The 26,201-nt window shown below is 48.9% G+C and carries 26 protein-coding genes; 24 read left to right on the top strand and 2 right to left on the bottom strand.

Annotated features, from left to right (window positions below):
- Position 1: 1 nt before the first annotated feature.
- The 16 genes from glmS to groL all read left to right on the top strand — a co-directional run bounded on the left by glmS (position 2) and on the right by groL (position 15,101).
- Positions 2-1,846: a glutamine--fructose-6-phosphate transaminase (isomerizing) gene (gene glmS, locus A1s21148_RS05875; protein WP_095671497.1), complete on the top strand. Its 1,845-nt coding sequence runs from the start codon at positions 2-4 to the stop codon at positions 1,844-1,846.
- Positions 1,847-1,848: 2 nt separating this feature from the next.
- On the top strand, positions 1,849-2,517 hold the full coding sequence (locus A1s21148_RS05870; protein ID WP_223298670.1) for a phosphatase PAP2 family protein: 669 nt from the start codon (positions 1,849-1,851) through the stop codon (positions 2,515-2,517).
- Positions 2,518-2,537: 20 nt separating this feature from the next.
- Positions 2,538-2,879 (top strand): holo-ACP synthase, encoded by a 342-nt coding sequence (locus tag A1s21148_RS05865; RefSeq protein ID WP_095671496.1) that lies wholly within the window; start codon positions 2,538-2,540, stop codon positions 2,877-2,879.
- Positions 2,876-3,976 (top strand): alanine racemase, encoded by a 1,101-nt coding sequence (gene alr / locus A1s21148_RS05860; protein ID WP_095671495.1) that lies wholly within the window; start codon positions 2,876-2,878, stop codon positions 3,974-3,976. Before A1s21148_RS05865 ends, alr begins: the two co-directional genes overlap by 4 nt.
- Positions 3,973-4,761 carry an ABC transporter ATP-binding protein gene (locus A1s21148_RS05855; protein WP_095671494.1) on the top strand — a complete coding sequence of 263 codons (789 nt, stop codon included), beginning with the start codon at positions 3,973-3,975 and terminating at the stop codon, positions 4,759-4,761. The genes alr and A1s21148_RS05855 overlap by 4 nt, the downstream gene beginning before the upstream one ends.
- Positions 4,754-5,467, top strand: a complete 714-nt coding sequence (locus tag A1s21148_RS05850) for an ABC transporter ATP-binding protein (RefSeq protein ID WP_095671493.1) — start codon at positions 4,754-4,756, stop codon at positions 5,465-5,467. Before A1s21148_RS05855 ends, A1s21148_RS05850 begins: the two co-directional genes overlap by 8 nt.
- Complete coding sequence (locus A1s21148_RS05845) at positions 5,467-6,378, top strand: branched-chain amino acid ABC transporter permease (RefSeq protein ID WP_095671492.1); 912 nt, start codon at positions 5,467-5,469, stop codon at positions 6,376-6,378. The genes A1s21148_RS05850 and A1s21148_RS05845 overlap by 1 nt, the downstream gene beginning before the upstream one ends.
- Positions 6,371-7,369 carry a branched-chain amino acid ABC transporter permease gene (locus A1s21148_RS05840; RefSeq protein ID WP_190276875.1) on the top strand — a complete coding sequence of 333 codons (999 nt, stop codon included), beginning with the start codon at positions 6,371-6,373 and terminating at the stop codon, positions 7,367-7,369. The genes A1s21148_RS05845 and A1s21148_RS05840 overlap by 8 nt, the downstream gene beginning before the upstream one ends.
- Positions 7,370-7,553: 184 nt before the next feature.
- Positions 7,554-8,903, top strand: a complete 1,350-nt coding sequence (locus A1s21148_RS05835; RefSeq protein ID WP_095671490.1) for an ABC transporter substrate-binding protein — start codon at positions 7,554-7,556, stop codon at positions 8,901-8,903.
- A 4-nt stretch (positions 8,904-8,907) separates the two neighbouring features.
- Positions 8,908-10,512, top strand: coding sequence for a hypothetical protein (locus tag A1s21148_RS05830; protein WP_095671489.1), 1,605 nt, complete (start codon positions 8,908-8,910; stop codon positions 10,510-10,512).
- A gap of 80 nt (positions 10,513-10,592) precedes the next feature.
- Positions 10,593-11,030 carry a tRNA (adenosine(37)-N6)-threonylcarbamoyltransferase complex ATPase subunit type 1 TsaE gene (gene tsaE / locus A1s21148_RS05825; RefSeq protein WP_223299378.1) on the top strand — a complete coding sequence of 146 codons (438 nt, stop codon included), beginning with the start codon at positions 10,593-10,595 and terminating at the stop codon, positions 11,028-11,030.
- Positions 11,027-11,560, top strand: coding sequence for a tRNA (adenosine(37)-N6)-threonylcarbamoyltransferase complex dimerization subunit type 1 TsaB (gene tsaB, locus A1s21148_RS05820; protein ID WP_095671487.1), 534 nt, complete (start codon positions 11,027-11,029; stop codon positions 11,558-11,560). The genes tsaE and tsaB overlap by 4 nt, the downstream gene beginning before the upstream one ends.
- Positions 11,557-12,015 carry a ribosomal protein S18-alanine N-acetyltransferase gene (rimI, locus tag A1s21148_RS05815; RefSeq protein WP_095671486.1) on the top strand — a complete coding sequence of 153 codons (459 nt, stop codon included), beginning with the start codon at positions 11,557-11,559 and terminating at the stop codon, positions 12,013-12,015. The genes tsaB and rimI overlap by 4 nt, the downstream gene beginning before the upstream one ends.
- Positions 12,012-13,043 carry a tRNA (adenosine(37)-N6)-threonylcarbamoyltransferase complex transferase subunit TsaD gene (tsaD, locus tag A1s21148_RS05810; protein ID WP_095671485.1) on the top strand — a complete coding sequence of 344 codons (1,032 nt, stop codon included), beginning with the start codon at positions 12,012-12,014 and terminating at the stop codon, positions 13,041-13,043. Before rimI ends, tsaD begins: the two co-directional genes overlap by 4 nt.
- A 124-nt stretch (positions 13,044-13,167) precedes the next feature.
- Positions 13,168-13,461, top strand: coding sequence for a co-chaperone GroES (gene groES / locus A1s21148_RS05805; RefSeq protein WP_095526936.1), 294 nt, complete (start codon positions 13,168-13,170; stop codon positions 13,459-13,461).
- A gap of 2 nt (positions 13,462-13,463) precedes the next feature.
- Positions 13,464-15,101 carry a chaperonin GroEL gene (groL, locus tag A1s21148_RS05800; protein ID WP_095671484.1) on the top strand — a complete coding sequence of 546 codons (1,638 nt, stop codon included), beginning with the start codon at positions 13,464-13,466 and terminating at the stop codon, positions 15,099-15,101.
- A 68-nt stretch (positions 15,102-15,169) separates the two neighbouring features.
- Here groL and A1s21148_RS05795 read toward each other — a convergent pair whose 3' ends face one another.
- Entirely contained in the window at positions 15,170-15,469 is a 300-nt protein-coding gene (locus A1s21148_RS05795) for a WhiB family transcriptional regulator (RefSeq protein ID WP_095671483.1), read from the bottom strand.
- Between the two features lie 148 nt (positions 15,470-15,617).
- On the opposite strand from A1s21148_RS05795, the gene A1s21148_RS05790 reads away from it, so the two are divergent.
- Genes A1s21148_RS05790 through A1s21148_RS05770 form a run of 5 tightly spaced genes read left to right on the top strand, consistent with a single transcriptional unit; the run spans position 15,618 to position 21,030 of the window.
- Positions 15,618-16,493 carry a MerR family transcriptional regulator gene (locus A1s21148_RS05790; protein ID WP_095671482.1) on the top strand — a complete coding sequence of 292 codons (876 nt, stop codon included), beginning with the start codon at positions 15,618-15,620 and terminating at the stop codon, positions 16,491-16,493.
- A 44-nt stretch (positions 16,494-16,537) separates the two neighbouring features.
- A complete protein-coding gene (gene guaB / locus A1s21148_RS05785) occupies positions 16,538-17,653 on the top strand; it encodes an IMP dehydrogenase (RefSeq protein ID WP_095671481.1) in 1,116 nt (371 codons plus the stop codon).
- Between the two features lie 11 nt (positions 17,654-17,664).
- Positions 17,665-18,774: a GuaB3 family IMP dehydrogenase-related protein gene (locus A1s21148_RS05780; protein WP_095671480.1), complete on the top strand. Its 1,110-nt coding sequence runs from the start codon at positions 17,665-17,667 to the stop codon at positions 18,772-18,774.
- A complete protein-coding gene (guaA, locus tag A1s21148_RS05775; RefSeq protein WP_095671479.1) occupies positions 18,775-20,328 on the top strand; it encodes a glutamine-hydrolyzing GMP synthase in 1,554 nt (517 codons plus the stop codon).
- Between the two features lie 36 nt (positions 20,329-20,364).
- Positions 20,365-21,030: a peptidylprolyl isomerase gene (locus A1s21148_RS05770; RefSeq protein WP_223299377.1), complete on the top strand. Its 666-nt coding sequence runs from the start codon at positions 20,365-20,367 to the stop codon at positions 21,028-21,030.
- A gap of 13 nt (positions 21,031-21,043) precedes the next feature.
- On the opposite strand, the gene A1s21148_RS05765 is transcribed toward A1s21148_RS05770, so the two are convergent.
- Complete coding sequence (locus A1s21148_RS05765) at positions 21,044-21,769, bottom strand: PIG-L deacetylase family protein (protein WP_095671478.1); 726 nt, start codon at positions 21,767-21,769, stop codon at positions 21,044-21,046.
- A 28-nt stretch (positions 21,770-21,797) separates the two neighbouring features.
- On the opposite strand from A1s21148_RS05765, the gene pcrA reads away from it, so the two are divergent.
- The 3 genes from pcrA to sucD all read left to right on the top strand — a co-directional run bounded on the left by pcrA (position 21,798) and on the right by sucD (position 26,201).
- The gene (pcrA, locus tag A1s21148_RS05760) at positions 21,798-24,077 is read left to right on the top strand and encodes a DNA helicase PcrA (protein WP_095671855.1); all 2,280 of its coding nucleotides are present in this window, start codon (positions 21,798-21,800) and stop codon (positions 24,075-24,077) included.
- A gap of 76 nt (positions 24,078-24,153) precedes the next feature.
- Positions 24,154-25,320, top strand: coding sequence for an ADP-forming succinate--CoA ligase subunit beta (gene sucC / locus A1s21148_RS05755; RefSeq protein WP_095671477.1), 1,167 nt, complete (start codon positions 24,154-24,156; stop codon positions 25,318-25,320).
- A complete protein-coding gene (sucD, locus tag A1s21148_RS05750) occupies positions 25,320-26,201 on the top strand; it encodes a succinate--CoA ligase subunit alpha (protein ID WP_095671476.1) in 882 nt (293 codons plus the stop codon). The genes sucC and sucD overlap by 1 nt, the downstream gene beginning before the upstream one ends.

The following is a 26,201-nucleotide window of genomic DNA, read 5'->3' as shown; positions in this document are numbered from 1 at the left end:
AGTGTGCGGAATTGTGGGTTACACAGGGCCACAGTCTGCAATTACTCCGCTCATCGAAGGTCTACGTCGCCTTGAATATCGTGGTTACGACTCAGCCGGAATCGCACTTGGTACATCGGGCGCTCTATTTATTGAAAAGCGCGCCGGTAAGTTAACAAATCTTGAAGGCTCACTGCCTGCAAATATGCCGGTTGTTCACTCTGGAATTGGCCACACTCGTTGGGCAACACATGGTGGACCAACAGATCGCAACGCACATCCGCACACTGACAATGAAGGAAAGCTTGCCGTTATCCATAACGGCATCATCGAGAATTATTCAGAGCTAAAGGCCGAGCTCCAATCACGCGGCCACGAATTTTCATCAGATACTGACACTGAATCAGTTGCACATTTACTCTCTGAACTTCGTAAATCTCATGGCGGCGATTTAACTGCTGCGATGTTAGATGCGGTAAAGCGCTTACGCGGCTCATTTACTCTCGTTGCAGTTCACGCCGATGCCCCTGAAGTAATTGTTGGAGTACGCCGCAATTCACCGCTCGTTGTTGGTTTAGGCGATGGCGAAAACTTTATGGCCTCCGATGTTGCAGCCTTTATCGATTACACCAAGCGCGCGGTAGAACTTGGCCAAGACGAGATCATCACCATGACGCCAGCTGGCATCAGCATCATTGGCTTAGATGGCAAAGCAGTAGTTCCCAAGGAATATGCAATTACTTGGGATTCAGCATCTGCGCAAAAAGGTGGATACTCCCACTTCATGCTCAAGGAGATCTTCGAGCAACCCAAGGCAGTTGCCGACACTTTGATTGGCCGCTTAACAGATAACGGCAAGATCGAACTCGATGAATTACATATGTCAGAGGCTGAAATTAAAGCGCTCAAGAAGATTGTTGTAATCGCTTGTGGAACCGCTTATCACGCAGGAATGATCGCTAAATATGTAATTGAAAAATGGGCGAAGATTTCTGTAGAAGTAGAAATTGCCAGCGAATATCGCTACCGCGATCCGATCATTGATTCCAACACTTTAGTTATCGCCATTTCTCAATCTGGCGAAACGATGGATACCTTGATGGCTATCCGCCATGCTAAGGCTGCGGGTGCGCGAGTACTTGCGATCTGCAATACAAATAGCTCAACGATTCCGCGCGAATCAGATGCCGTTCTTTACACACATGCCGGTCCTGAAATTGCAGTCGCTTCAACTAAAGCGCTGCTAACCCAGATCGTTGCCGTTGATTTAATTGGTCTGCATTTGGCACAGGTTCGTGGTGAGTTAACCGATGCTCAGGTTCGCGATCTTTACAACGAAATGCTCGAACTACCAGGCAAGATCGAACAAATCCTCGAAACCGTCGAACCACTTCGCGCACTTACTCGCACTTTTGCAAAATCTGAAACCGTTCTCTTTATCGGTCGCAATATTGGTTACCCAGTTGTTCTAGAAGGTGCTTTGAAGCTGAAGGAACTCGCATATATCCACGCGGAAGGATTTGCTGGGGGAGAGCTCAAGCACGGTTCGATCGCGTTAATCGATGCCGAAAAAGGCACGCCCGTAATCGCGATCTTGCCTTCCGGCAGCGATCACTCACTAGATGAAAAGATGCTTAGCAATATCCAAGAAGTGAAAGCTCGTGGTGCGCGCGTAATTGTCATCGCACACGAAGGCGCTGAAGTTGTTGGCGCAGAACACATCATTCGCATCCCAGCGTGCTCACCGCTCTTTCAACCAATCTTGGCCACAGTTCCCCTACAAGTCTTTGCCTACGAAATGGCGATTGCGCGCGGAAATGATGTTGATCAGCCACGCAATTTAGCTAAATCAGTAACGGTCGAATAATTATGCAGGCAGTCCTTGATTCGCGTCGCGCCCAGATGGTGCGCGCTGCGCGCTGGTCTGCAGCGCTATTTGCTGGATTTCTCCTAATTACTCATCAAGTAATCATTAATGGGCCGCTAATTGAAATCGACAAATGGATCCATGATCTAGAGCGTCCAGAATTTCGTGGAGTAAGTGGATTCATTATTCGCAGATTAGATGACCTTGGTTTGCGTGGCGTTACTGCTACCGCACTTCTTATCGCCGCTTTCTACATTGCGCGGAGATTTAAAACCTGGCGTCCACTGAATTTGGCAATTCTTTCGTTGATCTCTCTTAACTTAGTTGTAGGTCTATTTAAATTTGGCCTAGGTCGCACCAAGCCAAAGGTTGGAATCGATCTACTTCACTTCGGCGGAATGTCATACCCAAGTGGCCATGCCTCAAATGCACTTCTTACTTGGGGAGTCCTTGCATATTTAATTTATCGCTATGCCCACGTCGATCGTTATCGCGGCCGTCTGGCTAGCGCAGGCGTTGCCACAATTAGTTTGACCGTTTGCATAGTCTCTTTAGTCCGCGACACTCATTGGTTCTCGGATCTACTCGGCGGTTTATTCATCGGCGCATCTCTCTTGGTTTTGGTGATCGCGGTAGATCGCTATTACCCATCTAATAGCCAACTCTCCTAACGCCAATTAGACTCCATCCCATGATCGATGGGATTGGAATAGATGTCGTTGATATCGAGCGATTCTCCCAATCACTCGAGCGCACCCCATCTCTACGCGAAAAGTTATTTACTCCTGCTGAACAAGTAAAACCAATTCATTCACTGGCAGCGCGCTTTGCTGCCAAAGAGGCTTTAGCGAAAGCGCTTAACGCTGGCCATGGACTTTCTTGGCACGAAGCCGAAGTCATAAATCACGAGAGCGGTAAACCAGACTTTCTCTTTCGCGGCGAGATCGCAGTGCTAGTAGATGGTGCGCGCGTGCATCTCTCACTCTCTCATGACGCCGGAATCGCATCGGCGATGGTGGTGGTGGAGCGATGACAAATCGCGCAGAAGCAGTAGTAAATCTCTCTGCAATTAAAGCAAATGTGGCAACGCTAAAAGCGAAAGCTGGCGTTGATTTAATGGCAGTTGTGAAAGCAGATGCTTATGGACACGGGCTCGTGCCAGTTGCAAAAGCGGCACTTGATGGCGAAGCTACTTGGTTAGGTGTTGCACTCCTTGAAGAAGCGATCGCACTTCGCGCTGCTGGAATAACTGCACCGATCTTGGCATGGTTAGTTCCACCGGGATCAGATTTTCAAAGCGCGGTAGATAACGACATCGATATAGCAGTTGCATCAATAAAGGCGTTGGATGAAGTTAGCGCAGTAAAGAGCAGCAAGCGTCCGCGCGTTCATTTAGAAGTTGATACCGGAATGACTCGCGGCGGATTTCTAGATGAATGGCCGAAGATTGATGCGCTCCATCTGCACGGGGTTGAGATAGTTGGAATCTTCTCCCATTTCGCGCGCGCAGATGAACCTGGACAGCCACAAAATTTAAGTCAGTTAAATAGATTTAAAAAGATGGTTGCATCCCTTGAATCTTTTGGATACCCAAATTTGATTCGCCACCTTTCAAACTCTGCTGCCACGCTAGTTGATGAAGCATCCAGCTTCGACATGGTGCGTACCGGAATTGCGATGTATGGCCTTAGTCCAGATGTAAAAACACTCGGTACATCTAAAGAACTTGGGCTAATTCCTGCGATGACTTTGCGCGCCAAGTTACATCTTGTAAAGAAAGTTCCCGCCGGAAGCCCAGTTGGTTACGGAGCAACGGCTGTTACAAAGTCAGCGACCAAACTGGGTCTGGTAGCGATGGGATATGCCGATGGAATTCCACGTGTTGCACAAAGCGCGGGTGTGAGTTTTCTGGGAGGAAAAGCACAAATTATTGGACGAGTATCTATGGATCAATTCGTTGTTGATCTAGGAGCGGATTCCACTGCGCAATCTGGGGATTGGGTCACAGTTTTCGGATCCGGTGCAGATGGTGAGTACACGGCAGATGATTGGGGTGCAGCTTCGGGCTCAATTAATTACGAGATAGTTACCCGAATTGGCCCGCGTGTGCCTAGAATTTACGAACCATGAGCGTTTTAGCGATTGCAAATTTACGAGTCAACTTTGGTGGACTCATTGCCCTCGATGATGTTTTCATCGACGTTGCGCCTAATTCGATCGTTGGGCTAATTGGTCCAAATGGCGCAGGCAAGACCACTTTGTTTAATTGCATCTCAGGCTTAGTCGCACCGACATCTGGTGAGATCTCAATCCATGGCAAGAAAGTTGATTGGCTAAAAAGTTACGAGCTAGCAAATTTTGAGATAAGCCGTACCTTGCAAGGCGTTGGTCTATTTAGCGGGTTAAGTGTTATTGAAAATGTCATGATGGGTGCAGATAAGAAGCGTGAGAGCAATTTCCTAAAAGATCTCTTTGGGCTATCTGCAAAATCAGAACGCAAACTCCGCGCTAAAGCACAAGATGCGCTGGCCTGGGCAGGAGCGCTGGATTTAGCAGATAAGACGCCATCAGAGTTAACGTATCCCGAAACAAAGCGCGTATCCATTGCAAGAGCTCTAGTTTCAGAACCAAAGATTTTACTTCTTGATGAACCAGCTGCTGGACTTGGCCAAGATGATATTGATAAGTTCGCCGACTTGCTAAGGCAGTTAAAGCAACGCTGTGCAATTATCATCGTTGAGCACCACGTTGATTTCATTGGTGCGATTTCAGATCAAGTCTACGTATTGAATTTTGGCAAAGTTATCGCCAGCGGATCCTTCGATACCGTTAAGCGCGACCCAGCAGTTCTTGCGGCATATCTTGGAACTTCAAATCAAAGTGGCACCGATCAATTAGGAGTCAACAATGCTTGAAGTTAAAGATTTAGTAACCAGTTTTGGTTCGGTAATTGCACTCGACGGCGTTTCGTTTACAGCACAAGAATCGAAGATAACAACAGTTATCGGTGCAAACGGCGCCGGTAAGAGCACTTTGTTACGCACCATCTCTGGCCTAGAACATCCAGCGTCTGGCTCAATCACCTGGAGCGGAAAATCTCTAATCGGCAAGCGCGCCGAAGATATTGTGCGAGATGGCATCGCCCATGTTCCTGAAGGCCACGCCGTTATCTCAGAGTTAACCGTTGAAGAAAATATCTCAATGGGATCGCTATTTCGGCGCCGTAAATTCAAAGCAGATGTAATTGCTGCACAGGATGAGATGTTCGAACTATTTCCTCGTTTGAAAGAACGCCGCAAACAGTTGGCTGGAACTCTCTCAGGTGGCGAACGTCAGATGTTGGCCATTAGTCGCGCGCTGGTTTCGCGCCCCAAGTTACTGCTTTTAGATGAACCATCTCTTGGCCTTGCACCGTTAGTTGTAGAACAGATCATTGATTCAATAAATATTCTCTGTCGCACAACTGGTCTCACAGTTTTACTAGTTGAACAAAATGCCAATACGGCACTTGGCGTAGCCGATCACGGAGTTCTTTTGGCACTTGGCAAAGTCGTTGCCGATCGACCAGCAGCTGAGTTAAGGGCGGATGCTAATTTGCGCGCCGCATATTTGGGGTACTGATGGATACATTTCTAGCGGCCCTGTTCTCTGGCACATCTCGCGGAGCAATTTATGCATTAGTTGCACTGGGTCTTGTCATCGTTTGGCGCGGAGCTGGAATCCTTAACTATGCCCAGATGGGCCAAGCGATGTTTAGCACTTACATCGCATCGACCATGATTACCAATGGAAATTCTTACTGGTTGGCATTTGTTGTTGCAATTTTAGTAGGCGCTGTAATGGGAGCCTTGTTAGATATCTTGGTAATGCGCCCACTATCCAATAAAAAGAAGACCGAACTTTTGAGCAGCGAATCAATGCGCGCGGCGATTCCGGTAATCGCATCCCTTGGTATTTTGGGAGTTCTACAAGCTTTAGCAGGAATTATTTGGGCTGCTGAGGAACGAGGGTTTCCAGCGCCATATGCGCAAGAAGGTTTCACCGTTGCTGGCAATGTGATGCCATTTACCTCATTCGATGTATTTGTAATTACCGTTGTTTTATCTACCTTGGCTTTAACGACGCTCTTCTTTAAGAAAACCGGCGTAGGACTTGCAATGCGCGCCACAGCTTTGAATTCAGAGGTTGCTCGACTCAGTGGAATTAGAACTAACTTCACTCGCTCACTTAGCTGGGCGTTTTCTGGTGCGGCATCTTCACTTGCTGGCCTTCTGATTACGCCAACTTCAAACCTTTCACCGAATACTTTGGATTTAGTTTTGATCATCGGCTTTACCGCAGCAGTTGTAGGCGGACTTGATAGCCCGGCTGGTGCTGTAATTGGCGGCTTCCTTGTCGGAATGGTTATCTCATTTGTTAGCTTCTATGACACACCGGAAGATGTTTTCTTAGCGATCTTGGCGGTATTGATTCTGGTCTTGATTATTCGTCCACGTGGAATCTTGGGAGCAAAGGATGCGCGCCGTGTCTAAAGCCAAGAACCACTCGATCGCTCGCAAGAGTCTGCGCCGGACAATCTTTTTTGTCGTAGCAATTCTCTTCGCGGCATCTACTTTCGATGCCTACAACCAAGCCCAGTTGGCTTTAGTTCTCATACTCTTTATCGGAGTCCTTTCCGTAACTTTGTTAACCGGAATCTCTGGCCAACTCTCACTTGGTCAAGGCGCGTTAATGGCGGTGGGCGGATATTGCATGGCGCTATTGATGATCAATCAGAGCTACTCGCTATGGGTAGCAATTCCTTTGGCGATAGTTGGATCAGCACTTGCCGGTCTGCTCTTGGGAATTGCAGCAGCGCGCTTAACTGGGCCATATCTTGCAGGCACAACTCTTGTTATCGCTCTTGCGATCCCAACTCTGGCGAACCGATTTATGTCGGTGCTTAAAGGCGATGAGGGACTACCGGTAGATGTTGGTTATCCACCAGTTTGGTTTACAAATTTATTTGGCGAACCAAGTTACGAACAATGGCAGCTCTATGTAGCACTTCCATTTGCAGCGATCGCGTTGTTCTTGGCCTCCAATATTTTGCTCTCACGTACTGGTCGTATGTGGCGCGCGATTAGAGATAACGAAACAGCAGCAGCGCTAAGTGGCGTCAACTTCTCGCGCCAAAAAATATTTGTCTTCGTTGTATCGGCAACCTTCGCTGGTCTTTCTGGCGCCCTTTACGGATTGCGCGGTTTGGTCGGTCCCAGCGTTTACCCAGTTTCACTTTCGCTATTACTTCTCACAGCTGCAGTTCTTGGTGGCATTCGCAGCATCTTCGGAGCCTTTATCGGAACGGTAATCGTTGTATTCCTGCCGGATTGGATCGATGCGGTGCTTCACCAATTCGAATTAAGCGAGCAAGTCTCTAACTTCATGCCCGCCCTGGTATCTAGCCTCTTATTGATTTTGACCGTGGTTATCAATCCTGCCGGGGTCGCGGGCACCCACCTGCATAAACACAAGCATAAATAATTGTTATAAAGCGGCGCCCTCGGGCGTGAGATCACCCCACTACCTTCGGCGTTTCGTCGCCGCGCATTCACTTTACGTTCACATTCGGTTAAAGTGAAGCCGTTCAACCCAGTTCAGGGTTGGTGGCAATGGGGATACCTCGTTTTCTCCATTGCATTCATTGAATAGAGAAAGAGTGAATGTAGTGAGAAATCGTGCATCTCTGTCTAGATCACCGCGCAGTTTTATTTCAACTGCCGCTGTTGTACTTGCTGGCGCGCTAGCGCTTTCAGCAGTTCCAGCGCAAGGAGCAAGCACTCCTGGTGTTTCAGCCACTGAAATTGTTCTTGGAATGCAACTACCTCAAACAGGTCCAGCAAGCCCAGGCTATAACAAAGTAGATGACGCAATGCGCGCCTACTTTGATTATGTAAATTCCAAGGGCGGCGTTTACGGACGCAAGATAACTTTGGTCGTCAAAGACGATACATACAAGGCAGGTCTAACAGTTTCTACTGCATCTGCGCTGATCAACAAAGATAAAGTCTTTGCAATGGTCGGAAGCGTCGGAACCCAGACACATATCTCTGTTATCAAAGATATCAACCGTCGTGGAATTCCAGATCTATTCGTAAACAGCGGATACAGCGGCTTCTACACCGATCCAAAGAAGTACCCAACAACTTTCGGCGCCCTCGGCACATACGTCGTTGAAGCGAAGATCCTTGGAAAGCACATCAAGGAAAACTTCTCAAAGAACACTGTCGGTATCGTTTATCAGACAGATGACTTCGGCCGTAACACTGTTGAAGGTCTTGCTACAGCTGGTGTGACATTCACAGCGAAGAAGACTGCAGCAACATTTATTGCGGGTACTCAGGGTTCAGGCCTTGATGCTCAGATGCAGCAGCTCAAAGATAACAACGTAGATGTTGTTGTCGTTGGCGCAGTTGCCTCAGCATTTGCTGCAGCAGTTTCTTCTGCAAACAAGATTGGCTACAAGCCAGCACAGTGGATCGTAATCTCAGTAGGTGCAGATGCAACTACATTCCAGACAATCCTTGGCGCTCGCGGAATTGCACCTGCAGTTTCAGCAGCTCTTCTAGCCGGAACTATCTCAGCATCACATGCTCCATCACCAGGTGAAGCCGATGACGAGTTCGTGAAGGCATATAAGAAGATCAACGATGAGTTCAACAAGGGTCCAGATAAGCGTTGGGATAACAACGTTCTTCAGGGAATGAATATTGGATACCTAACTACTTCTGCACTATTGGGTGTTGGTAAGGATCTAACTCGTCCAGGAATCATCAAATATGTCGAAGCAAATGCTGCAAAGCTTCCAAGTGCGGCGCTGTCACCACTTGGTTACAGCACAAAGACTCACGAAGCTTTCACTGGTTTCTGGATCGGTAAATACGATGCAACAACCGTGCTAAAGCCAGTTGATGCAACTCGTAAAGTTTGGACAACAGACTCTGCAAAGGGACCTGTAACTGAACTCAAGTACACACGTCCTGCAATTGCAGCCGATGCCCTACCAAAGGTTGGTTAATCACATGAAATCACTAAAAATGCGTAAATCAATCGCAACACTTGGTGCAGCAACGCTTGCACTAACACTTAGCGTTGCGATTACACCTTCGGCAACTGCAGCAGCACCTACCTGTACAACTACAGCCGGTGTTGAGACATGTAATGGAACGCTTGCAAATGGCGCTGCATACCGGTTTATCGTGCCAACAAACTTCGGTGGAACAATGTTCTTCTGGGAGCACGGATTCCGTCCAACCTACCCAGGTGTTTCAGCTGTCCCAACTGGTATCGAAGAAATGACACCTGCAAGCGCTACTACTAAAACTGATGTCACAAAAGAGATGCTGCGCGCCGGTTATGGCATTGCAGCATACGATGGAACCGTCAAGGGTATGCGTGGTTGGAACAACACCTTCCGTGTAGAAATGCTCAAGGAAGTTATCGATACTGCGATGGCTAAGTACACAACCCGAATTACGAAGAAGGTTGTTTACGGCTCATCCCAAGCGGGAGCAATCATCACTCCATTCGTTGAAAAGTATCCAACTTATGCTGATTCAGTCGGCATCATGGCTGGACTTACTCCTTCTCCTGCTGATGCACTTCAATCTGCATGCGACATCTTCTATCTCTTGAGCATCTTTGCTGACCCAACCATCAAGGGTTGCGCGGCGATGGGCGTTAAGGGAGTTCCTGGCCATATGGCATCAGTTGGCGAACTTCTCAAAGTAGTTGCACTACTTACTACTTGGAGCAAGAACCTCGGTGCACCAGGACTTGAATATCCAGCACCACTTAAGGGATCACCAATTCCACAACGTTCAGCGCTACTTCTAACTGGTCTTCTAACTGGAGTTCCAACAAAGAGCGCTCACATGGATGGAATTTCAACTAACGCAGTTATTGCTGAACACAGCATCAACGCAACAGTTGCAATCCTTGAAAACATGGGAGAAGCAATTGCAACCGGCACACTTGCTGGTCAATCAATCTCTGAACTCACAGGTCCTGGCTTCTACGACAACACAAAGACTGATTGGGCAGCGATGCTCGATGAGGGCGATGCTGGTCGTTACAACCTCGGACTTTCAGGTGATGAAGCGATCGCAGCAATGCTTGGAGTTCTAGCTGTTGTGCCACGCGTTACAGGTAACGCTGATGCAATCGCCAAGTTCAAGGCGCTCGATAAATCAACATTTGCCTCAACGCATCCTACGATTCTGCTTTCTAATGAAGCAGATCGTCTTGTGTTCTCAGGTAACTCTGCTCGCTATGTAGATAAGAAGCGCGCAGTTTACGAAGCAGCACTTGCAAAGTGGGAAGCAAGCAAGTCTGGTAAGAAGCCAGTTTGGAACACACTTGCTCTCTATGCGATGACACCAGAGACCTACACAAAGTTCACAGCAGCAGGCTTGCCTGATCTTGCTGGAGCTCCATCACCATCTGGCGTCGGACACCAATCGTTCACCACGGACCAGACAATGGCCTGGGTTCGCATGTTGGCTGTCTCTGCTAAATCAGGAAAGATCCCAACTGGCAAGTATGTTCAATACATCGCCAAGAAGGTTCCTTACCTAAACGATGATCTCGATTATCGCCCAACTGATCTGAAGTACAACTTCGGATAAATCTGAAGTACGAAAGGGCCCTGAGGAAACTCGGGGCCCTTTCGCATTCTCTACTTTTTATAACCAACTATCCTTCGTGAGTGAAGATTTCTACGGCGCAAGAGATGTTCGGCCTGGGCCAACAACTCGGTTCTCAACTGCGCGCCGGGGATTTAATACTTCTAAATGGCCCGCTCGGCGCAGGTAAAACGGTTCTTGTACAAGGAATTGGATCAGCGTTGGGTTTTCACGAAGTTACTTCGCCAACCTTTGTTATCTCTCGTATTCATAAGGGTGCGCTCTCGTTAATTCACGTCGATGCCTATCGCTTACTTGAAAGCGGTAAAGCAGCGCTTTACTTAGATGATCTCGATTTGGATACGCCGCGCGAAAGCGCAGTTACCGTTATCGAATGGGGCGGCGAAGAATCTGCTCGCCTTTCCGATGATCGCTTAGAAATAGATATCGATCGCACCGATGAGGAACGTGAAGTCACTATTCGTGCGGTTGGCCCACGTTGGTCGGGTTTCAAACTATGACGATCTCACTTGCAATTGATACCGCAACCTCACGCACCATCGTTGGAATTCTCGACGGCGATAAAGTCTTATTTGAAGGCTTTCATGAAGGTGCAACAGAACACGGTTTTGCGATAACCGAATTAGTTGTTAAAGCCTTAGCGGTTTGCCCAAAGCCAGATCAAGTAGTTGTCGGCATGGGGCCAGGACCGTTTACTGGATTAAGAGTGGGAATTACATTTGCACACAGCTTTGCAATGGCCCGCGATATCCCGGTAATAGGAGTCTGTTCACTGGATGCAATTGCAGTTGATCAAAACGAATACACCGTTGCGATCGATGCTCGTCGCAAAGAGATATACTGGGCTAGTTATAAAGATGGGCAACGAGTTGCCGGCCCTGAAGTTAGTAAACCTGCTGAGGTATCTGGGTTCATCATTGATCAGTATCCAGATTTAAAGAAGTTAGTCGCGCTAAGTGCTTCACAAAATGTTTCAGAGCCAATGTACTTGCGTCGTCCAGATGCCGTGCCAACTGCGGAGCGCAAATGATTAGCTACCGTGCCGCGATTCAAATCGATCTTCCTGTTCTAGTTTCAATGGAGCGAGTTCTCTTCGCCGATTCACCATGGACAACTGGACAATTTAAAGAAGCCTTTCAAGGTGTTCCAACAATTCGCCACTTCTTAGTTGCCACAAATGAGCAAGACCAGATCGTTGGTTATGCCGCAGTATTGGTCGTAGCCCCAGGCGTAGAAGCCGATGTCTTAACGGTTGCGGTGCTGCCCGAATACGCACGGCAAGGCATCGCTACGCATTTCATGGGCGAACTTGAGAAATGGTCGAAAGAGAAAGAGGCATCGGCGATGATGCTGGAAGTCGGCGTTGAAAATAGTGGCGCTATCGCCTTGTATGAAAAGCTGGGTTATCAAACTATTGCCACACGTAAAAGCTATTACGGTCAAGGCCTTGATGCCTTTGTAATGCGTAAGGAGTTTGGCGCATGAGCGAGCCAATAGTCCTGGGTATTGAAACATCATGCGATGAAACCGCAATCGGCATTGTTCGCGGCCGCACCTTGCTTGCCAATGTAATTGCTTCCAGCGTTGACGAACATGCTCGTTTCGGGGGAGTCGTACCTGAAATCGCAAGCCGTGCACATTTGGAGGCGATGCTGCCTAGTATCGAAAAGGCAGTTAAAGACTCCAAGATTTCGCTAAAGGATATTGATGCAGTCGCTGTGACTGCAGGCCCAGGCTTAGTCGGTGCCCTTCTTGTCGGTGTTGCATCGGCGAGCGGTCTAGCACTCGGTCTTGGTAAACCTTTATATGGCGTTAATCATTTAGCAGCGCACGTCAGCGTTGATTTCCTAACTCACGATCAACCAACTGATCCAACGATCGCACTTTTGGTTAGTGGCGGACACTCATCGCTTCTACAGGTAGATGACATAACTTCATCAATTACCAAACTCGGTGCGACGATGGATGACGCTGCCGGTGAGGCCTTCGATAAAATTGCTCGTGTTATGGGCCTTAGTTTTCCTGGAGGCCCGGCAATTGATCGCACTGCTCTTTCTGGTTCACCAACCGCAATTGATTTTCCACGCGGTTTAACAACGAGCAACGATTGGGCAACTCGTCCTTATGATTTCTCTTTCTCTGGTTTAAAGACGGCGGTAGCTCGTTATTTAGAGAGCACTCCGGATTATGCAAAAGCCGACGTTGCCGCTTCTTTCCAAGAATCTATCGTCGATGTACTTCTGCAGAAATCACTTGCTGCATGCAAAGCCACCGGAATCGATTCACTGGTAATCGCAGGGGGAGTTGCTGCCAATTCACGGCTTCGCGCAGTAGCCGAAGAACGCTGTGCCCAGGCTGGGGTTCGCCTACGGATTCCAAGCCCAGCCCTTTGCACCGATAACGGGGCGATGGTCGCGGCCCTAGGCTCGCTGATGGTCGCCGCTGGCCGAGCCCCTGGCCCACAAGCCTTCGATGCTGACTCTGCGCTGCCAGTTGAGCGCGTAAGTCTTTAATTTGCCGCTGGGAATAACGCCCCCTAGGCTTAGCGTTAGCACTCAAGGGTCGAGTCTGCTAATTCGCGCAGGCTTCCCAAAGAGGAAGTTTTATCCGTAACAACTAGATAAAAGGAGCACCACCATGGCAGTTGCCATTAAGCCACTCGAAGATCGCATCGTTGTAAAGGCCTCAGAGGCTGAGACAACCACAGCTTCAGGTCTTGTTATCCCTGATACTGCAAAAGAGAAGCCACAGGAAGGCACCGTTGTTGCCGTAGGTCCTGGTCGTTTCGATGACGGCGTTCGCGTTCCTATGGATGTCAAGGTCGGAGACGTTGTTCTCTACAGCAAGTACGGCGGAACTGAAGTTAAGTACAACAACGAGGAGTACCTCGTACTTTCAGCCCGTGACATTCTCGCTGTAATCGAGAAGTAGTAATGGGAAAAATTCTTGAATTCGACGAGAAAGCTCGTCGCGCGATGGAGCGTGGAGTAAATATCCTCGCTGACACAGTCAAGGTAACACTAGGTCCTAAGGGACGTAACGTTGTTATCTCAAAGTCTTTTGGCGCACCAACCATCACAAACGATGGCGTGACAATTGCCAAAGAGATCGAACTTTCAGATCCAGCAGAAAATATGGGCGCACAGCTCGTAAAGGAAGTTGCAACAAAGACCAACGATGTTGCCGGTGACGGAACAACAACAGCGACCGTGCTTGCACAAGCCATGGTTAAAGAAGGCCTTCGCAACCTAGCCGCTGGCGCACAGCCAATGGATCTAAAGCAAGGTATCGAAGCAGCAGTTGCTGCCGTATCTGCACGACTTGCTGAAAATGCAACTGTCGTAAAAGACAAGGCGCAGATCGCTGACGTTGCAACTATCTCTGCCCAAGATCGCGCAATCGGCGAGTTAATTGCTGAAGCGATGGACAAGGTCGGCAAAGATGGCGTAATCACCGTAGAAGAAGCATCAACCACAGCGCTCGAACTCGAGTTCACTGAAGGCATGCAATTCGATAAGGGTTACATCTCTCCATATTTCGTAACTGATCAAGATCGTATGGAAGCAATCCTCGAGGATGCTTTTGTATTGATCTCTGGCAACAAGATCTCTGCGCTCGCAGAGTTGCTGCCAGTACTTGAAAAGGTTGCGCAAGCAAATAAGCCACTTCTGATCATCGCTGAAGATGTTGAAGGCGAAGCGCTTTCAACTCTCGTTGTAAACCGCATGCGCGGAGTATTTACATCAGCGGCAGTTAAGGCACCTGGCTTTGGCGATCGTCGCAAGGCGATGTTGCAAGATATTGCAATCTTGACCGGCGGCACAGTGATCTCTGCTGAAGTTGGTATGAAGCTAGATCAGGTAAATATTGAAGATCTCGGTAAGGCTCGTCGCATCGTTATCACTAAGGATGCAACAACGATCGTTGATGGAGCAGGGGATAAGGCAGTTGTTGCTGCACGCGTCGCTGAAATCCGCAACGAGATCGCTAACACCGACTCTGACTGGGATCGCGAAAAGCTACAAGAGCGCGTTGCAAAACTCGCTGGTGGCGTTTGCGTAATCAAAGTTGGCGCACACACTGAAGTTGAGTTGAAAGAGAAGAAACACCGTCTTGAAGATGCGATCTCAGCAACTCGCGCAGCAGTTGAAGAAGGAATCGTTATCGGCGGAGGCGCAGCACTTGTGCATGCAGCTGATGCTCTAGAAGGCGATCTCGGATTCACTGGCGATAAGGCTGTCGGTGTTCGCCTAGTTCGCAAAGCTTGCGATGAACCACTTCGTTGGATTGCAGAGAACGCTGGCCTAGAAGGCTACGTTGTAGTTGCAAAGGTTCGCGCGCTTAAGGCCCATGAAGGCTTTAACGCAGCAACTGATGTCTACGGCGATCTTGCAAAAGATGGCGTAATCGATCCAGTTAAGGTCACTCGTTCAGCACTTGCTAACGCGGCATCAATTGCAGCGATGTTCATTACAACTGAAGCAGTTGTCTACGAGCGTCCAGCAGATGAAGTTGCGGAAGCAGCTGGCGGGCATGGTCATTCACATGGTCCCGGCGGCCACTCTCACTAAGTAGCCACTAATTTGTAAATAGAAAATCCCCCGTACTCATTGAGTGCGGGGGATTTTTATTTAATTTCTTATGATGCTTCGTAAATTGTTGGCTCTTCTTTGCCAAGCAATACTGCGCGATCATCTTCGGATAAACCGCCCCAGATTCCGTATGGCTCTTGCACTGCTAGCGCATGTGCGCGGCAGGCCTGGATTACTGGGCATGTTGCGCAGACAGCCTTCGCTGCATTCTCGCGATTGCGACGACGTGGGCCGCGTTCCCCATCTGGATGAAAGAACATCTCAGCAGGAAGTTCGCGACAGGCGCCTTCGTACTGCCATTCCCAATGATCTGCGATTGGAAGCGGAAGACGTGTTAGTTCAGCCATGTTTTTCTCCTTGCCTTGTTGATTAGCCCAACCATACAACCGCGCCATAGGTTGTTCAAGTACCTATCGGGTCAAAAGTTGTTCGTTTCGTCACGGTGCGAGCGTGTTTCAAGTGGTGAGGTGGGCCAGTTCACGCCACCATAGGCGCATGGAAGAGCTCCTGACGGTTGCAGCCGTTGCCCGCCAAATCGGCGTAGCCCCAGCAACTCTGCGGACCTGGGCTCGCCGTTATGGCCTGGGGCCCTCGAGCCACGAAGCCGGCGAACACCGCAGATATTGCGCCAGCGATCTCGCCAAGTTAACTCTGATGCGCCGGTTAATCACCGCAGGCGTTGCACCCGCTGAAGCTGCCGAACAAGCACTGGCACATAAGGGTGAAGTCAAAGTAGAGAAGATTTTAAAGACCTTTGAAGTTCGCGAAGATGTTGTCGCTGCAATTGTCAAAGCAGCCAATTCACTCGATCGAAATTTTGTAGAAAGTATCTTGCGTAAAGATATTGAAAAATATGGGGTTATTGATAGTTGGCAGGAAGTCATTGTTCCCGTATTAGTAATAGTCGGAGATGCCTGGCAAGAAACAGGCACCGGAATTGAAGTCGAACATTTACTCTCTGAAACCATTACTGCAATTCTGCGCGAACGTTCAAAGCAGCTAAAGACGCCGCTAAATTCTCGTCCAGTTTTATTGGCATCCGTAGGTGAAGAACTTCACTGCTTAGCGTTGCATGCACTTCATGCCGCCCTTGCTGAAGCGAAAGTTGATTGCCATTTCTTAGGTGCACGCACCCCGCTAGAGGCGTTATCAAATGTTGTCACCCGCAGCGCCCCACCTGCTGTTTTCCTTTGGGCACAACTTTCAAAAAATGGTGACCCAAAATTCTTCCGTGATATCCCTGCAATCCGCCCAGCGCCCCGCTTTATCTTGGGCGGTCCGGGATGGGATCGCGATCAATGCGGCGATGTGGCATTTGCTGATGATTTATCGCTAGCCTGCGCGCAGATTAAGCAGGCTTTAGGAGCCTAAAACTCAAGTTAGACTAGGGCGCTCAACCACAGTACGGAGGGCTCATGAGCAGCGATAACGACAAAGTCGCGATGCTCGGGCTGACTTACGACGATGTGCTCTTATTGCCAGATGCCTCTGAGGTTGTTCCTAGCGAAGTAAATACCGCAACCTGGTTAACCCGAAATATTTCGCTTGCCGTTCCCGTCGTTTCATCTGCGATGGATACCGTCACCGAATCAACAATGGCGATCGCTATGGCCAAGGCCGGCGGTATCGGAATCATTCACCGCAACCTTCCGATTGAAGAACAAGTAACCCACGTTAAATTAGTTAAGAACGTTGGTTTAGCCGGAGCTGCTGTTGGAGTTGGCGATGATGGGTTTGCTCGCGCCCAAGCTTTAATCGAAGCTGGCGTAGATGTAGTTGTAGTTGATACCGCACATGGCCATCACCGCGCTGTCTTAGATGCGATCGAACGCATTAAAAAGTTTTCGTCCACTATCGAAATAATCGGTGGCAACGTCGCAACTCGCGCCGGTGCGCAAGCGCTAATTAACGCAGGTGCTGATGCGGTAAAGGTTGGCGTTGGTCCTGGATCAATCTGCACAACGCGCGTTGTTGCAGGTGTTGGTGTTCCACAAATTACCGCGATCATGGAAGCAGCTAAGGCATGTAACAAGGCGGGAATTCCGCTAATCGCAGATGGTGGTCTTCAATATTCAGGTGACATTGTTAAGGCAATTGTTGCTGGTGCAAATTCAGTAATGCTTGGTTCACTTCTTGCTGGTTGCGAAGAATCACCAGGACAACTCGTTGAAATCGATGGCCGAAAGTACAAGGCATATCGCGGCATGGGTTCACTAGGTGCGATGCAATCTCGCGGAGAACAGAAGTCATATTCCAAAGATCGCTACATGCAAGACGATGTTTTATCTGAAGACAAACTTGTTCCTGAAGGTATCGAAGGAAGAGTTGCATACCGCGGCCCAGTTGCTGAAGTTGTGCACCAACTCGTTGGCGGTCTGCGCAGCGGAATGGGTTATGCCGGCGCACCCGATATCGAAACGCTGCGCCGTGAAGGTCGCTTGATTCAAATTACTGCAGCAGGGCTACAAGAGAGCCATCCTCACGATGTCTTGCACGTTGCCGATGCCCCTAACTACAGCAAGAAGAGCTAAGGAAGGCCGCTATGGATATCGAGATCGCACCAGGAAAACGTGCCCGCCAGGCTTACTCATTTGACGATATCGCCATCGTTCCAAGCCGTCGTACTCGAAACCCCGAAGATGTTTCAACTGCGTGGCAGATCGATGCTTATAAATTTGATATTCCAATGATGGCCGCGCCAATGGACTCTGTTGTTTCTCCTGAAACAGCAATTGAAATTGGAAGACTTGGTGGACTCGGAGTTCTGAACCTAGAAGGTCTTTGGACTCGTTATGACGATCCCCGCATTCCGCTCGGTGAAATCGCATCGATGCCAGATAAGCATGCAACTCGACGTATGCAAGAAATTTACAGCGCACCGATTCGCCCAGAGTTAATCAAAGAGCGCATCAAAACAATTCGTGATTCTGGTGTCACAGTTGCGGCATCACTTTCCCCACAGCGCACCGCAGAACTTCACAAGGCAGTTATCGATGCTGGCGTAGATATCTTCGTAATTCGTGGAACAACAGTTTCTGCAGAACATGTTGGACATGATGATTCATCTCTTAACCTCAAGAAATTCATCTATGAACTAGATGTGCCGGTAATTGTTGGTGGAGTCGCTACTGCAACAGGTGCGCTGCACTTGATGCGCGCAGGAGCAGCTGGTGTTCTAGTTGGTTTCGGTGGCGGTGCTGCACACACAACTCGCAAAGTTTTAGGTATCGAAGTTCCAATGGCATCTGCTGTTGCTGAAGTAGCTGCAGCGCGCCGTGAATACTTAGATGAATCAGGTGGACGATATGTTCACGTTATTGCAGACGGTTCAGTTGGTCGCTCTGGTGATATCGCAAAGGCAATTGCCGTTGGCGCAGATGCGGTAATGATGGGCTCTCCACTTGCAAAGGCAACACAGGCGCCAGGACTTGGCTGGCACTGGGGATCTGAAGCACATCACCAAGAACTTCCACGCGGTGAGCGCGTAAATGTTGGCACCGTTGGCACACTTGAAGAAATTCTTAACGGACCATCACATACATCTGATGGCTCAATGAACCTATTTGGCGCACTTCGCCGCGCAATGGCAACCTCTGGTTATTCAGATGTTAAGTCATTCCAGCGCGTAGAAGTAATCATTCACGGGGCGTAAATGAGTAATTCGGAGAACGGCGTACTGGTCGTTGATTTCGGTGCGCAATATGCACAACTGATCGCACGCCGCGTTCGCGAAGCAAATGTATTTTCTGAGATCGTTCCATCACATATCACCGCTGCTGAAGTTTCGGCCAAGGCGCCATCTGCAATTGTTCTATCGGGCGGGCCTTCAAGTGTTTATGCAGATCGCGCACCAAAGTTTGATGCTGAAATTCTCAAACTCGGTATTCCAGTATTCGGAATTTGTTATGGTTTCCAAGCGATGGCCGCAGCTCTTGGTGGCGTTGTAAGCCAGACAGGTAAATCAGAATTCGGCCGCACTGAAATTAAAGCGGAAGTAAGCTCTAAGATCTTTGCAACGCTACCTGCGTCACAGAGAGTTTGGATGTCGCACGGCGATGCGGTGACTCAAGCACCTGCAGGTTTTACTATCTGTGCAGTAACAGCAGATACTCCTATTGCCGCTTTCGAAGATGCCAGCGGAAAGATTGCCGGCGTTCAGTTCCACCCCGAAGTTCTACATTCTGAACACGGCCAAGCAATCCTGAAAAATTGGTTGATTAATATCGCCGGTTGCACACCAAACTGGACAACCGGAAACATTGCCGAGAATGAAGTTGCTAAAGCGAAGACGCTAATTGGCAGCAAGCGCGTTATCTGCGGACTTTCAGGTGGCGTTGATTCAGCAGTTGCTGCCGCAATCGTGCAGCGCGCAGTAGGTGCTCAGCTAACTTGTGTATTCGTAGACCACGGCTTGTTGCGCAGCGGCGAATCCGAACAAGTACAGCGTGACTTTGTTGCTGCAACCGGTATTGATCTAGTTGTGGTTGATGCGGTTGATCAATTCTTAAACGCTCTTGCGGGAGTTACTGATCCTGAGACCAAGCGCAAGATTATTGGCCGTGAATTTATTCGTTCCTTCGAAAAGGCAGCGCGCGACATTGCTGCTGGGGGAGATGTTGAATTCTTAGTGCAGGGCACCCTTTACCCAGATGTCGTTGAATCAGGCGGCGGTACAGGTACTGCAAACATTAAGTCACACCACAATGTTGGTGGTCTTCCAGATGATTTGAAGTTCACTCTTGTCGAACCACTTCGTACTTTATTTAAAGATGAAGTTCGTCAGGTCGGTTTAGAACTCGGTCTTCCTGAAGAAATCGTTTGGCGCCAACCATTCCCAGGTCCAGGGCTCGGTATTCGCATCATCGGTGAAGTAACGCAAGATCGCCTGGAAATTCTGCGCCATGCAGATTTAATTGCGCGCGAAGAGTTAAAGGCGGCAGGACTTGATCGTCAGATCTGGCAATGCCCGGTCGTTCTGTTGGCTGATGTACGTAGCGTTGGTGTGCAAGGCGATGGCCGTACTTATGGCCACCCAATAGTTTTGCGTCCGGTATCAAGTGAAGATGCCATGACCGCAGACTGGTCGCGCGTGCCTTACGAAACTCTAGAGAAGATTTCTACAAGAATCACCAATGAGGTTCGCGAAGTAAACAGAGTTGTGTTGGATGTTACGAGTAAGCCACCTGGAACGATCGAGTGGGAGTGAAATGAACACTCGCAAAGAGAATGAATGGGAGTGACCGTGAAAAAGTTTATTTCTTTGGCTCTGGTTTTCTTTATGTTGCCGATTTCAGCATCTGCTGCTGAGCGCCCAACTTCAGTTAAGGGTTGCGCAAAGCCAACGTCAAAGGCGCATGTGCCAGCAACGCTTAAGCAACCAACTAGCGTTGACAAGAAACTTGCAAAGACGATGACGATTACTACAAATTGTGGTGTTATTACTATCGCGCTTGATCCAGCAGCGCCACAAACCGTTACCAACTTAGCAACGCTTGCTCGTTCTAAATATTTTGATGGCTCTTTCTGCCACCGCCTAACTACTGAAGGCATTTATGTTCTGCAATGCGGAGATCCTTCAGCGCAAGGAAATGGTTCACCTGGTTCTTGGAAAGGCTATAAAGACGAGAACCTTCCAACTAAGAAGATTCTTACCTATCCCGCAGGAACAGTAGCTATGGCTAACTCTGGCCCAAATACCAACGGCAGCCAGTTCTTCTTGGTCTATAAGGACACAACACTTCCACCGAGCTACACAATCTGGGGCAAGATCAAGACGGGTTTGCCGCTACTGCTTCGCATTGAAAAAGTTGGCGCGTACCAAGTTGATCAATCAACCGGAAACGCTTACTACGCAGGCGATGGAATTCCGGTGCAGCCGATCGAGATCAAATCGGTAACTGTTCGATAATTTTTTAGATTTATTAATTGGTATTGATAATCTTAAAAGCTTCAGCAATGCGGCCTTCAGGTAAGCCGCCCATTCCAGCGTTGCGGTGACCCCACTCGCGCACCATATTTTCAAGTTCCTTATTGTGCGCAGTCTGTGATGCATGTGCGTTTAACGCCTTCATCTTCAAATCAAAGGTATCGGTGATATCAACCCAGTGATCAGGGTTTGCAAAGCCCATCATCCAAACTTCTTTAACGCGATGTGGTTGCAAACCTTCGTTATCTAATAAATCGGTAAATGCAAAAGGATTTCGTGCATCAGGGTAAACCGCTTGGATCGCAGCTTCACCGGCAGCCAGGTGATCAGGATGGCTTGCGCCGATACGATCCCAATTGCGCTCTGGTGATTGGCAGACCATGCGATCTGGTTTGCTGATGCGAATTTGGCGGACGATATCTTTACGAAGCCCAAGTGTTGGTTCGAGATGTCCGTCAACATAATTTAAAAATGTAATGTCGGTGACGCCGATTGCGGCACCTGCTGCGCGTTGTTCGCGCTGGCGGATCGCTGGCATCTCTTCTTTGGTGAAGCCCGATTCTTCGCCGCCTTGATCGCCATTGGTGCAGAAGACATAGGCGACTTCAATGCCCGCCTTGACCCATTGGGCGATAGTTCCGGATGCGCCAAAATCAGAGTCATCGGGATGTGCGTTGATGACAAGTACGCGCTTTATCTCTGAATTTGGTAGCGGCTCCATGACAGTTAAGCCTAATAGACTCCGCGCCATGGTTGATACGCAAGCGCTACTGGCGGGGCTCAATCCGCAGCAGCAGAAAGCGGTTGCCAGCGAAGGCGCACCTCTTTTAGTGGTGGCAGGTGCGGGATCTGGAAAGACGCGAGTTCTAACTCGTCGTATCGCTTACTTAATGGCGGCTCGTTCAGTTAAACCCTACGAAATTTTGGCGATCACTTTTACCAATAAAGCAGCTGGTGAGATGAAAGATCGCGTCACCGAACTTGTAGGTCCGATCGCAAAATCAATGTGGGTCTCAACTTTTCACTCTGCCTGTGTGCGCTTACTGCGCCAAGAGATAGAACGTCTGGGATATAGCAGCACCTTCAGCATCTACGACTCCGCTGATTCGCAGAAGTTGATTTCGCGAGTGATGGAGACTCTTAATCTTGATCCCAAGCGCTATCCCGCACGCCAATTCCAATCACTAATTTCAAATGCCAAGAACGAGCTGCAAACTCCTTATCAATATCTATCTGCGGCGCAAAACCAATTTGAAACCATCGTCGCCGATGTTTACACGATGTATGAAAAACGTCTGAAGCAGGCCAACGCTTTAGATTTCGATGATTTGATTATGAAGACCGTGCAGGTCTTGCAGCAATTCCCTGAAACCAAGGCGCGCTTTCGTTCCCGCTTTCGCCACATCCTTGTAGATGAATACCAGGACACCAACCACGCACAATATGTTTTAGTTAAAGAGCTCACCGGCACCGAAGGCGATGGTTTTCCAGTTGCCGAGCTTTGCGTGGTGGGCGATGCCGATCAATCTATCTACGGTTTCCGCGGTGCAACGATCCGCAATATTTTGCAGTTTGAAGTTGATTACCCGAACGCGGCCACCGTCTTGCTCGAACAAAATTACCGTTCGACACAAAATATCCTTAACGCAGCGAACGCAGTTATTACACAGAATGAATCTCGTAAAGAGAAGAACTTGTGGTCTGATGCTGGTGCTGGTGCGCCGCTAGTTGGTTATGTCGCCGAATCCGAATATGACGAAGCCGAATTCGTAAAGTCAGAGATTCGCTCACTGCAAGATATGGGTTACTCCAATCCAGGAGATACTGCGGTTTTCTATCGCACAAATGCCCAATCTCGTATCTTTGAAGAAATCTTTATGCGCGCTGCCATTCCTTACAAAGTCGTTGGGGGTTTGCGCTTCTACGAACGAAAAGAAGTTAAAGATCTCCTTGCCTACCTGCGCGTGCTGGCTAACCCAGATGATGAAGTCTCGCTGCGCCGCATCATCAACTTTCCAAAACGCGGGGTTGGCGATCGCGCCCTCGAAGAAGTGGAAATCTTTTCGCAGGCCAACGGAATCTCTTTCTGGCAAGCTTTATTAAGAGTAACCGAGGCAACCAGCGTTCCCAATAAAGCGGCGCAATCCATCGGCACATTTACCTCAATGCTTACCGCCCTTTCTGTACTCGTTGAGGCAAAGACCAAGCCATCTGTGATTATCGAAGCGGTCCTTGAGCAATCAGGTTTGCTCACCGAACTTGAAGCGAGCACCGATCCGCAAGATGAAGTACGAGTTGAAAACTTAAAAGAACTTGTCTCGGCATCAATGGAATATGAAGAACGCCCAATTGAAGAGCTCGGTGAAGATGAAGAAATTTCGCTATCTGGATTCCTGGAAAAAGTTTCGCTAGTTGCCGATGCTGACGACATTCCCGATAAGCAAAGCGATTCGGGATTGAATGGATTGCCCGATGGTGAAGATCATGGGGGAGTTGTTACCTTGATGACTCTGCACACCGCCAAAGGTCTGGAATTTCCAACGGTATTTCTTACTGGCATGGAAGATGGAATCTTTCCGCACGCACGTACCTTGGATGATCCCAAAGAGATTGAAGAAGAACGTCGCTTGGCATACGTTGGTTTAACGCGCGCTGAAAAAAGACTTTATATTTCGCGTGCGGAGTATCGTTTAACTTTCGGAACTCCTAAATACAACCCTGGTTCAAGATTCTTAGATGAAATTCCAACTGATTTAATCGAATGGAAGAACGAAGCGCGTTCCTCATCTTCATCTGGAAGTTCTGGACTTCGCCGTCGTACTCCGACAACACCTCCGCCGAGAGCGACCGGCAAAACATCTTCTGCGATGGTTCTTGAAGTTGGTCAGCGTGTGTCACATGACACATTCGGTCTTGGCACCGTTGTGGCGCTAGCGGGTGAAGGCGATAAATCAGAGGCGACGATCAACTTCGGCCAATACGGCGAAAAACGCCTCTTGCTGCGCTATGCCCCTGTTGTGGTTTTGTAGCCTTTCGCAAGGATTAGGATTATCCACATCCGCTAGCACAAAGACGAGCTAGTAATTCTTCGAATGGTAGTTATCTGTGGATCTCTTTGAATATCAAGCACGTGACCTCTTTGAAAAGCACGGCGTACCTGTTTTAGCAGGCGCTGTTGCGACTACCGCTGATGAAGCATTCGCTGCAGCATCTGCAATGGGTGGAAAGGTAGTTGTTAAAGCCCAAGTAAAAGTTGGCGGTCGCGGAAAAGCAGGCGGTGTAAAACTTGCCGTTGATGCATACGATGCGAAAGAGAAAGCCGGCGCCATTCTCGGAATGGATATTAAAGGCCACACAGTTCACAAAGTTATGATCGCGCAAGCTGCGCCAATTGTGGACGAGTACTACATGTCGATTTTGCTAGATCGATCAAACCGTACATTCCTTGTAATGGCATCAGTTGCCGGCGGTATGGATATCGAAGAAGTTGCACACACTGCACCTGAAAAACTTGCCAAGGTTCCAGTAACTGCTGTTGATGGAATCTCACTTGCGAAAGCGAAAGAGATCGTTGCGCAGGCTAAGTTCCCAGCAGATATCGCAGATCAAGTTGCAGATGTTCTTGTAAAACTATGGGAAACCTTCCAATCTGAAGATGCCACTCTCGTTGAAATCAACCCACTTGTTAAGACCGAAGATGGTCGCATCATCGCACTCGATGGCAAAGTGACTCTCGATGACAACGCGGAATTTCGTCAGCCAACACATGAGGCGCTTGTAGATCACGATGCAGCAAACGCGCTTGAAGCGGCGGCTAAAGAAAAAGGTTTGAATTACGTAAAACTAGATAACGGTCAGGTTGGAATCATCGGCAACGGTGCTGGCCTGGTTATGTCAACGCTCGATGTCGTTGCATATGCTGGCGAAAAATTCGGAGGCATGCGCCCAGCAAATTTCCTCGACATCGGTGGCGGAGCATCTGCCCAAGTAATGGCCGATGGACTCTCAATCATCTTGGGCGATCCTGATGTAAAGAGCGTATTTGTAAATGTATTCGGCGGAATCACCGCTTGTGATGCTGTTGCAAACGGCATTGTGCAAGCACTTGAGCTACTTGGCGCAAAGGCCACTAAGCCAATCGTTGTTCGCCTTGATGGCAACAACGTCCTTGAAGGCCGCGCAATCTTGAAGGCAGCCAACCACCCGCTTATTGAGCAGGCTGAAACTATGGATGGAGCAGCATCACGCGCTGCAGAATTGGCGGCAAAGTAATGTCTATCTTTATTAATTCTGCAAGCAAGGTAATTGTTCAGGGTATGACTGGTTCTGAAGGAACCAAGCACACTCGTCGCATGTTGGCATCAGGCACCAAAGTTGTTGGTGGAGTTACGCCAGGTAAAGGCGGACAAAGCGTCGATATCGATGGCCATCAACTTCCAGTCTTTAACACTGTTGCTGAAGCGATGGCTGCAACTGGGGCAAATGTTTCAGTTGTATTCGTTCCGCCAAAGTTTGCAAAGGCTGCGGTTATCGATGCTATTGATGCCAAGATGCCGCTAGTTGTTGTGATCACTGAAGGTATTCCAGTTCATGACTCTGCATACTTCTACGCATACTCATTGCAAAAGGGCACAACGCAGATCATCGGGCCAAACTGCCCAGGTCTGATCAGCCCAGAACAGTCAAATGTCGGAATCATCCCTGCGGATATCACCAAGCGCGGACCAATCGGATTAGTTTCTAAGTCCGGAACTCTTACCTACCAAATGATGTACGAACTCCGCGACATCGGCTTCTCTACAGCAGTTGGTATCGGTGGAGATCCCGTAATCGGTACAACACATATTGATTGCCTAAAGGCTTTTCAAGATGATCCTGATACAACTGCAATTGTTATGATCGGTGAAATCGGCGGAGATGCTGAAGAGCGCGCTGCTGCATTTATCGCTGAATATGTAACCAAGCCAGTTGTAGGTTACGTCGCTGGATTTACTGCGCCAGAAGGAAAGACGATGGGCCATGCAGGCGCAATCGTTTCTGGGTCATCTGGAACTGCGCAAGCAAAGAAAGATGCTCTTGAGGCAGCTGGCGTTAAGGTCGGACAAACTCCAAGTGAAACTGCGCGCTTAATGCGCGCCATACTCGGTCGCTAG

The sequence above is a fragment of the Candidatus Planktophila lacus genome (genome assembly GCF_002287925.1).
Lineage (GTDB): Bacteria > Actinomycetota > Actinomycetes > Nanopelagicales > Nanopelagicaceae > Planktophila > Planktophila lacus.
Note: the sequence above shows the minus strand (reverse complement) of the source record. Positions and strands in the feature narration are given on the sequence as shown.

Coding starts and splice junctions, on each gene's coding strand:
- A1s21148_RS05870 (WP_223298670.1), top strand. CDS start 1,849: ATGCAGGCAGTCCTTGATTCGCGTCGCGCCCAGATGGTGCGCGCTGCG.
- A1s21148_RS05865 (WP_095671496.1), top strand. CDS start 2,538: ATGATCGATGGGATTGGAATAGATGTCGTTGATATCGAGCGATTCTCC.
- alr (WP_095671495.1), top strand. CDS start 2,876: ATGACAAATCGCGCAGAAGCAGTAGTAAATCTCTCTGCAATTAAAGCA.
- A1s21148_RS05855 (WP_095671494.1), top strand. CDS start 3,973: ATGAGCGTTTTAGCGATTGCAAATTTACGAGTCAACTTTGGTGGACTC.
- A1s21148_RS05850 (WP_095671493.1), top strand. CDS start 4,754: ATGCTTGAAGTTAAAGATTTAGTAACCAGTTTTGGTTCGGTAATTGCA.
- A1s21148_RS05845 (WP_095671492.1), top strand. CDS start 5,467: ATGGATACATTTCTAGCGGCCCTGTTCTCTGGCACATCTCGCGGAGCA.
- A1s21148_RS05830 (WP_095671489.1), top strand. CDS start 8,908: ATGAAATCACTAAAAATGCGTAAATCAATCGCAACACTTGGTGCAGCA.
- tsaB (WP_095671487.1), top strand. CDS start 11,027: ATGACGATCTCACTTGCAATTGATACCGCAACCTCACGCACCATCGTT.
- rimI (WP_095671486.1), top strand. CDS start 11,557: ATGATTAGCTACCGTGCCGCGATTCAAATCGATCTTCCTGTTCTAGTT.
- tsaD (WP_095671485.1), top strand. CDS start 12,012: ATGAGCGAGCCAATAGTCCTGGGTATTGAAACATCATGCGATGAAACC.
- groES (WP_095526936.1), top strand. CDS start 13,168: ATGGCAGTTGCCATTAAGCCACTCGAAGATCGCATCGTTGTAAAGGCC.
- groL (WP_095671484.1), top strand. CDS start 13,464: ATGGGAAAAATTCTTGAATTCGACGAGAAAGCTCGTCGCGCGATGGAG.
- A1s21148_RS05795 (WP_095671483.1), bottom strand. CDS start 15,469: ATGGCTGAACTAACACGTCTTCCGCTTCCAATCGCAGATCATTGGGAA.
- A1s21148_RS05790 (WP_095671482.1), top strand. CDS start 15,618: ATGGAAGAGCTCCTGACGGTTGCAGCCGTTGCCCGCCAAATCGGCGTA.
- guaB (WP_095671481.1), top strand. CDS start 16,538: ATGAGCAGCGATAACGACAAAGTCGCGATGCTCGGGCTGACTTACGAC.
- A1s21148_RS05780 (WP_095671480.1), top strand. CDS start 17,665: ATGGATATCGAGATCGCACCAGGAAAACGTGCCCGCCAGGCTTACTCA.
- guaA (WP_095671479.1), top strand. CDS start 18,775: ATGAGTAATTCGGAGAACGGCGTACTGGTCGTTGATTTCGGTGCGCAA.
- A1s21148_RS05765 (WP_095671478.1), bottom strand. CDS start 21,769: ATGGAGCCGCTACCAAATTCAGAGATAAAGCGCGTACTTGTCATCAAC.
- pcrA (WP_095671855.1), top strand. CDS start 21,798: ATGGTTGATACGCAAGCGCTACTGGCGGGGCTCAATCCGCAGCAGCAG.
- sucD (WP_095671476.1), top strand. CDS start 25,320: ATGTCTATCTTTATTAATTCTGCAAGCAAGGTAATTGTTCAGGGTATG.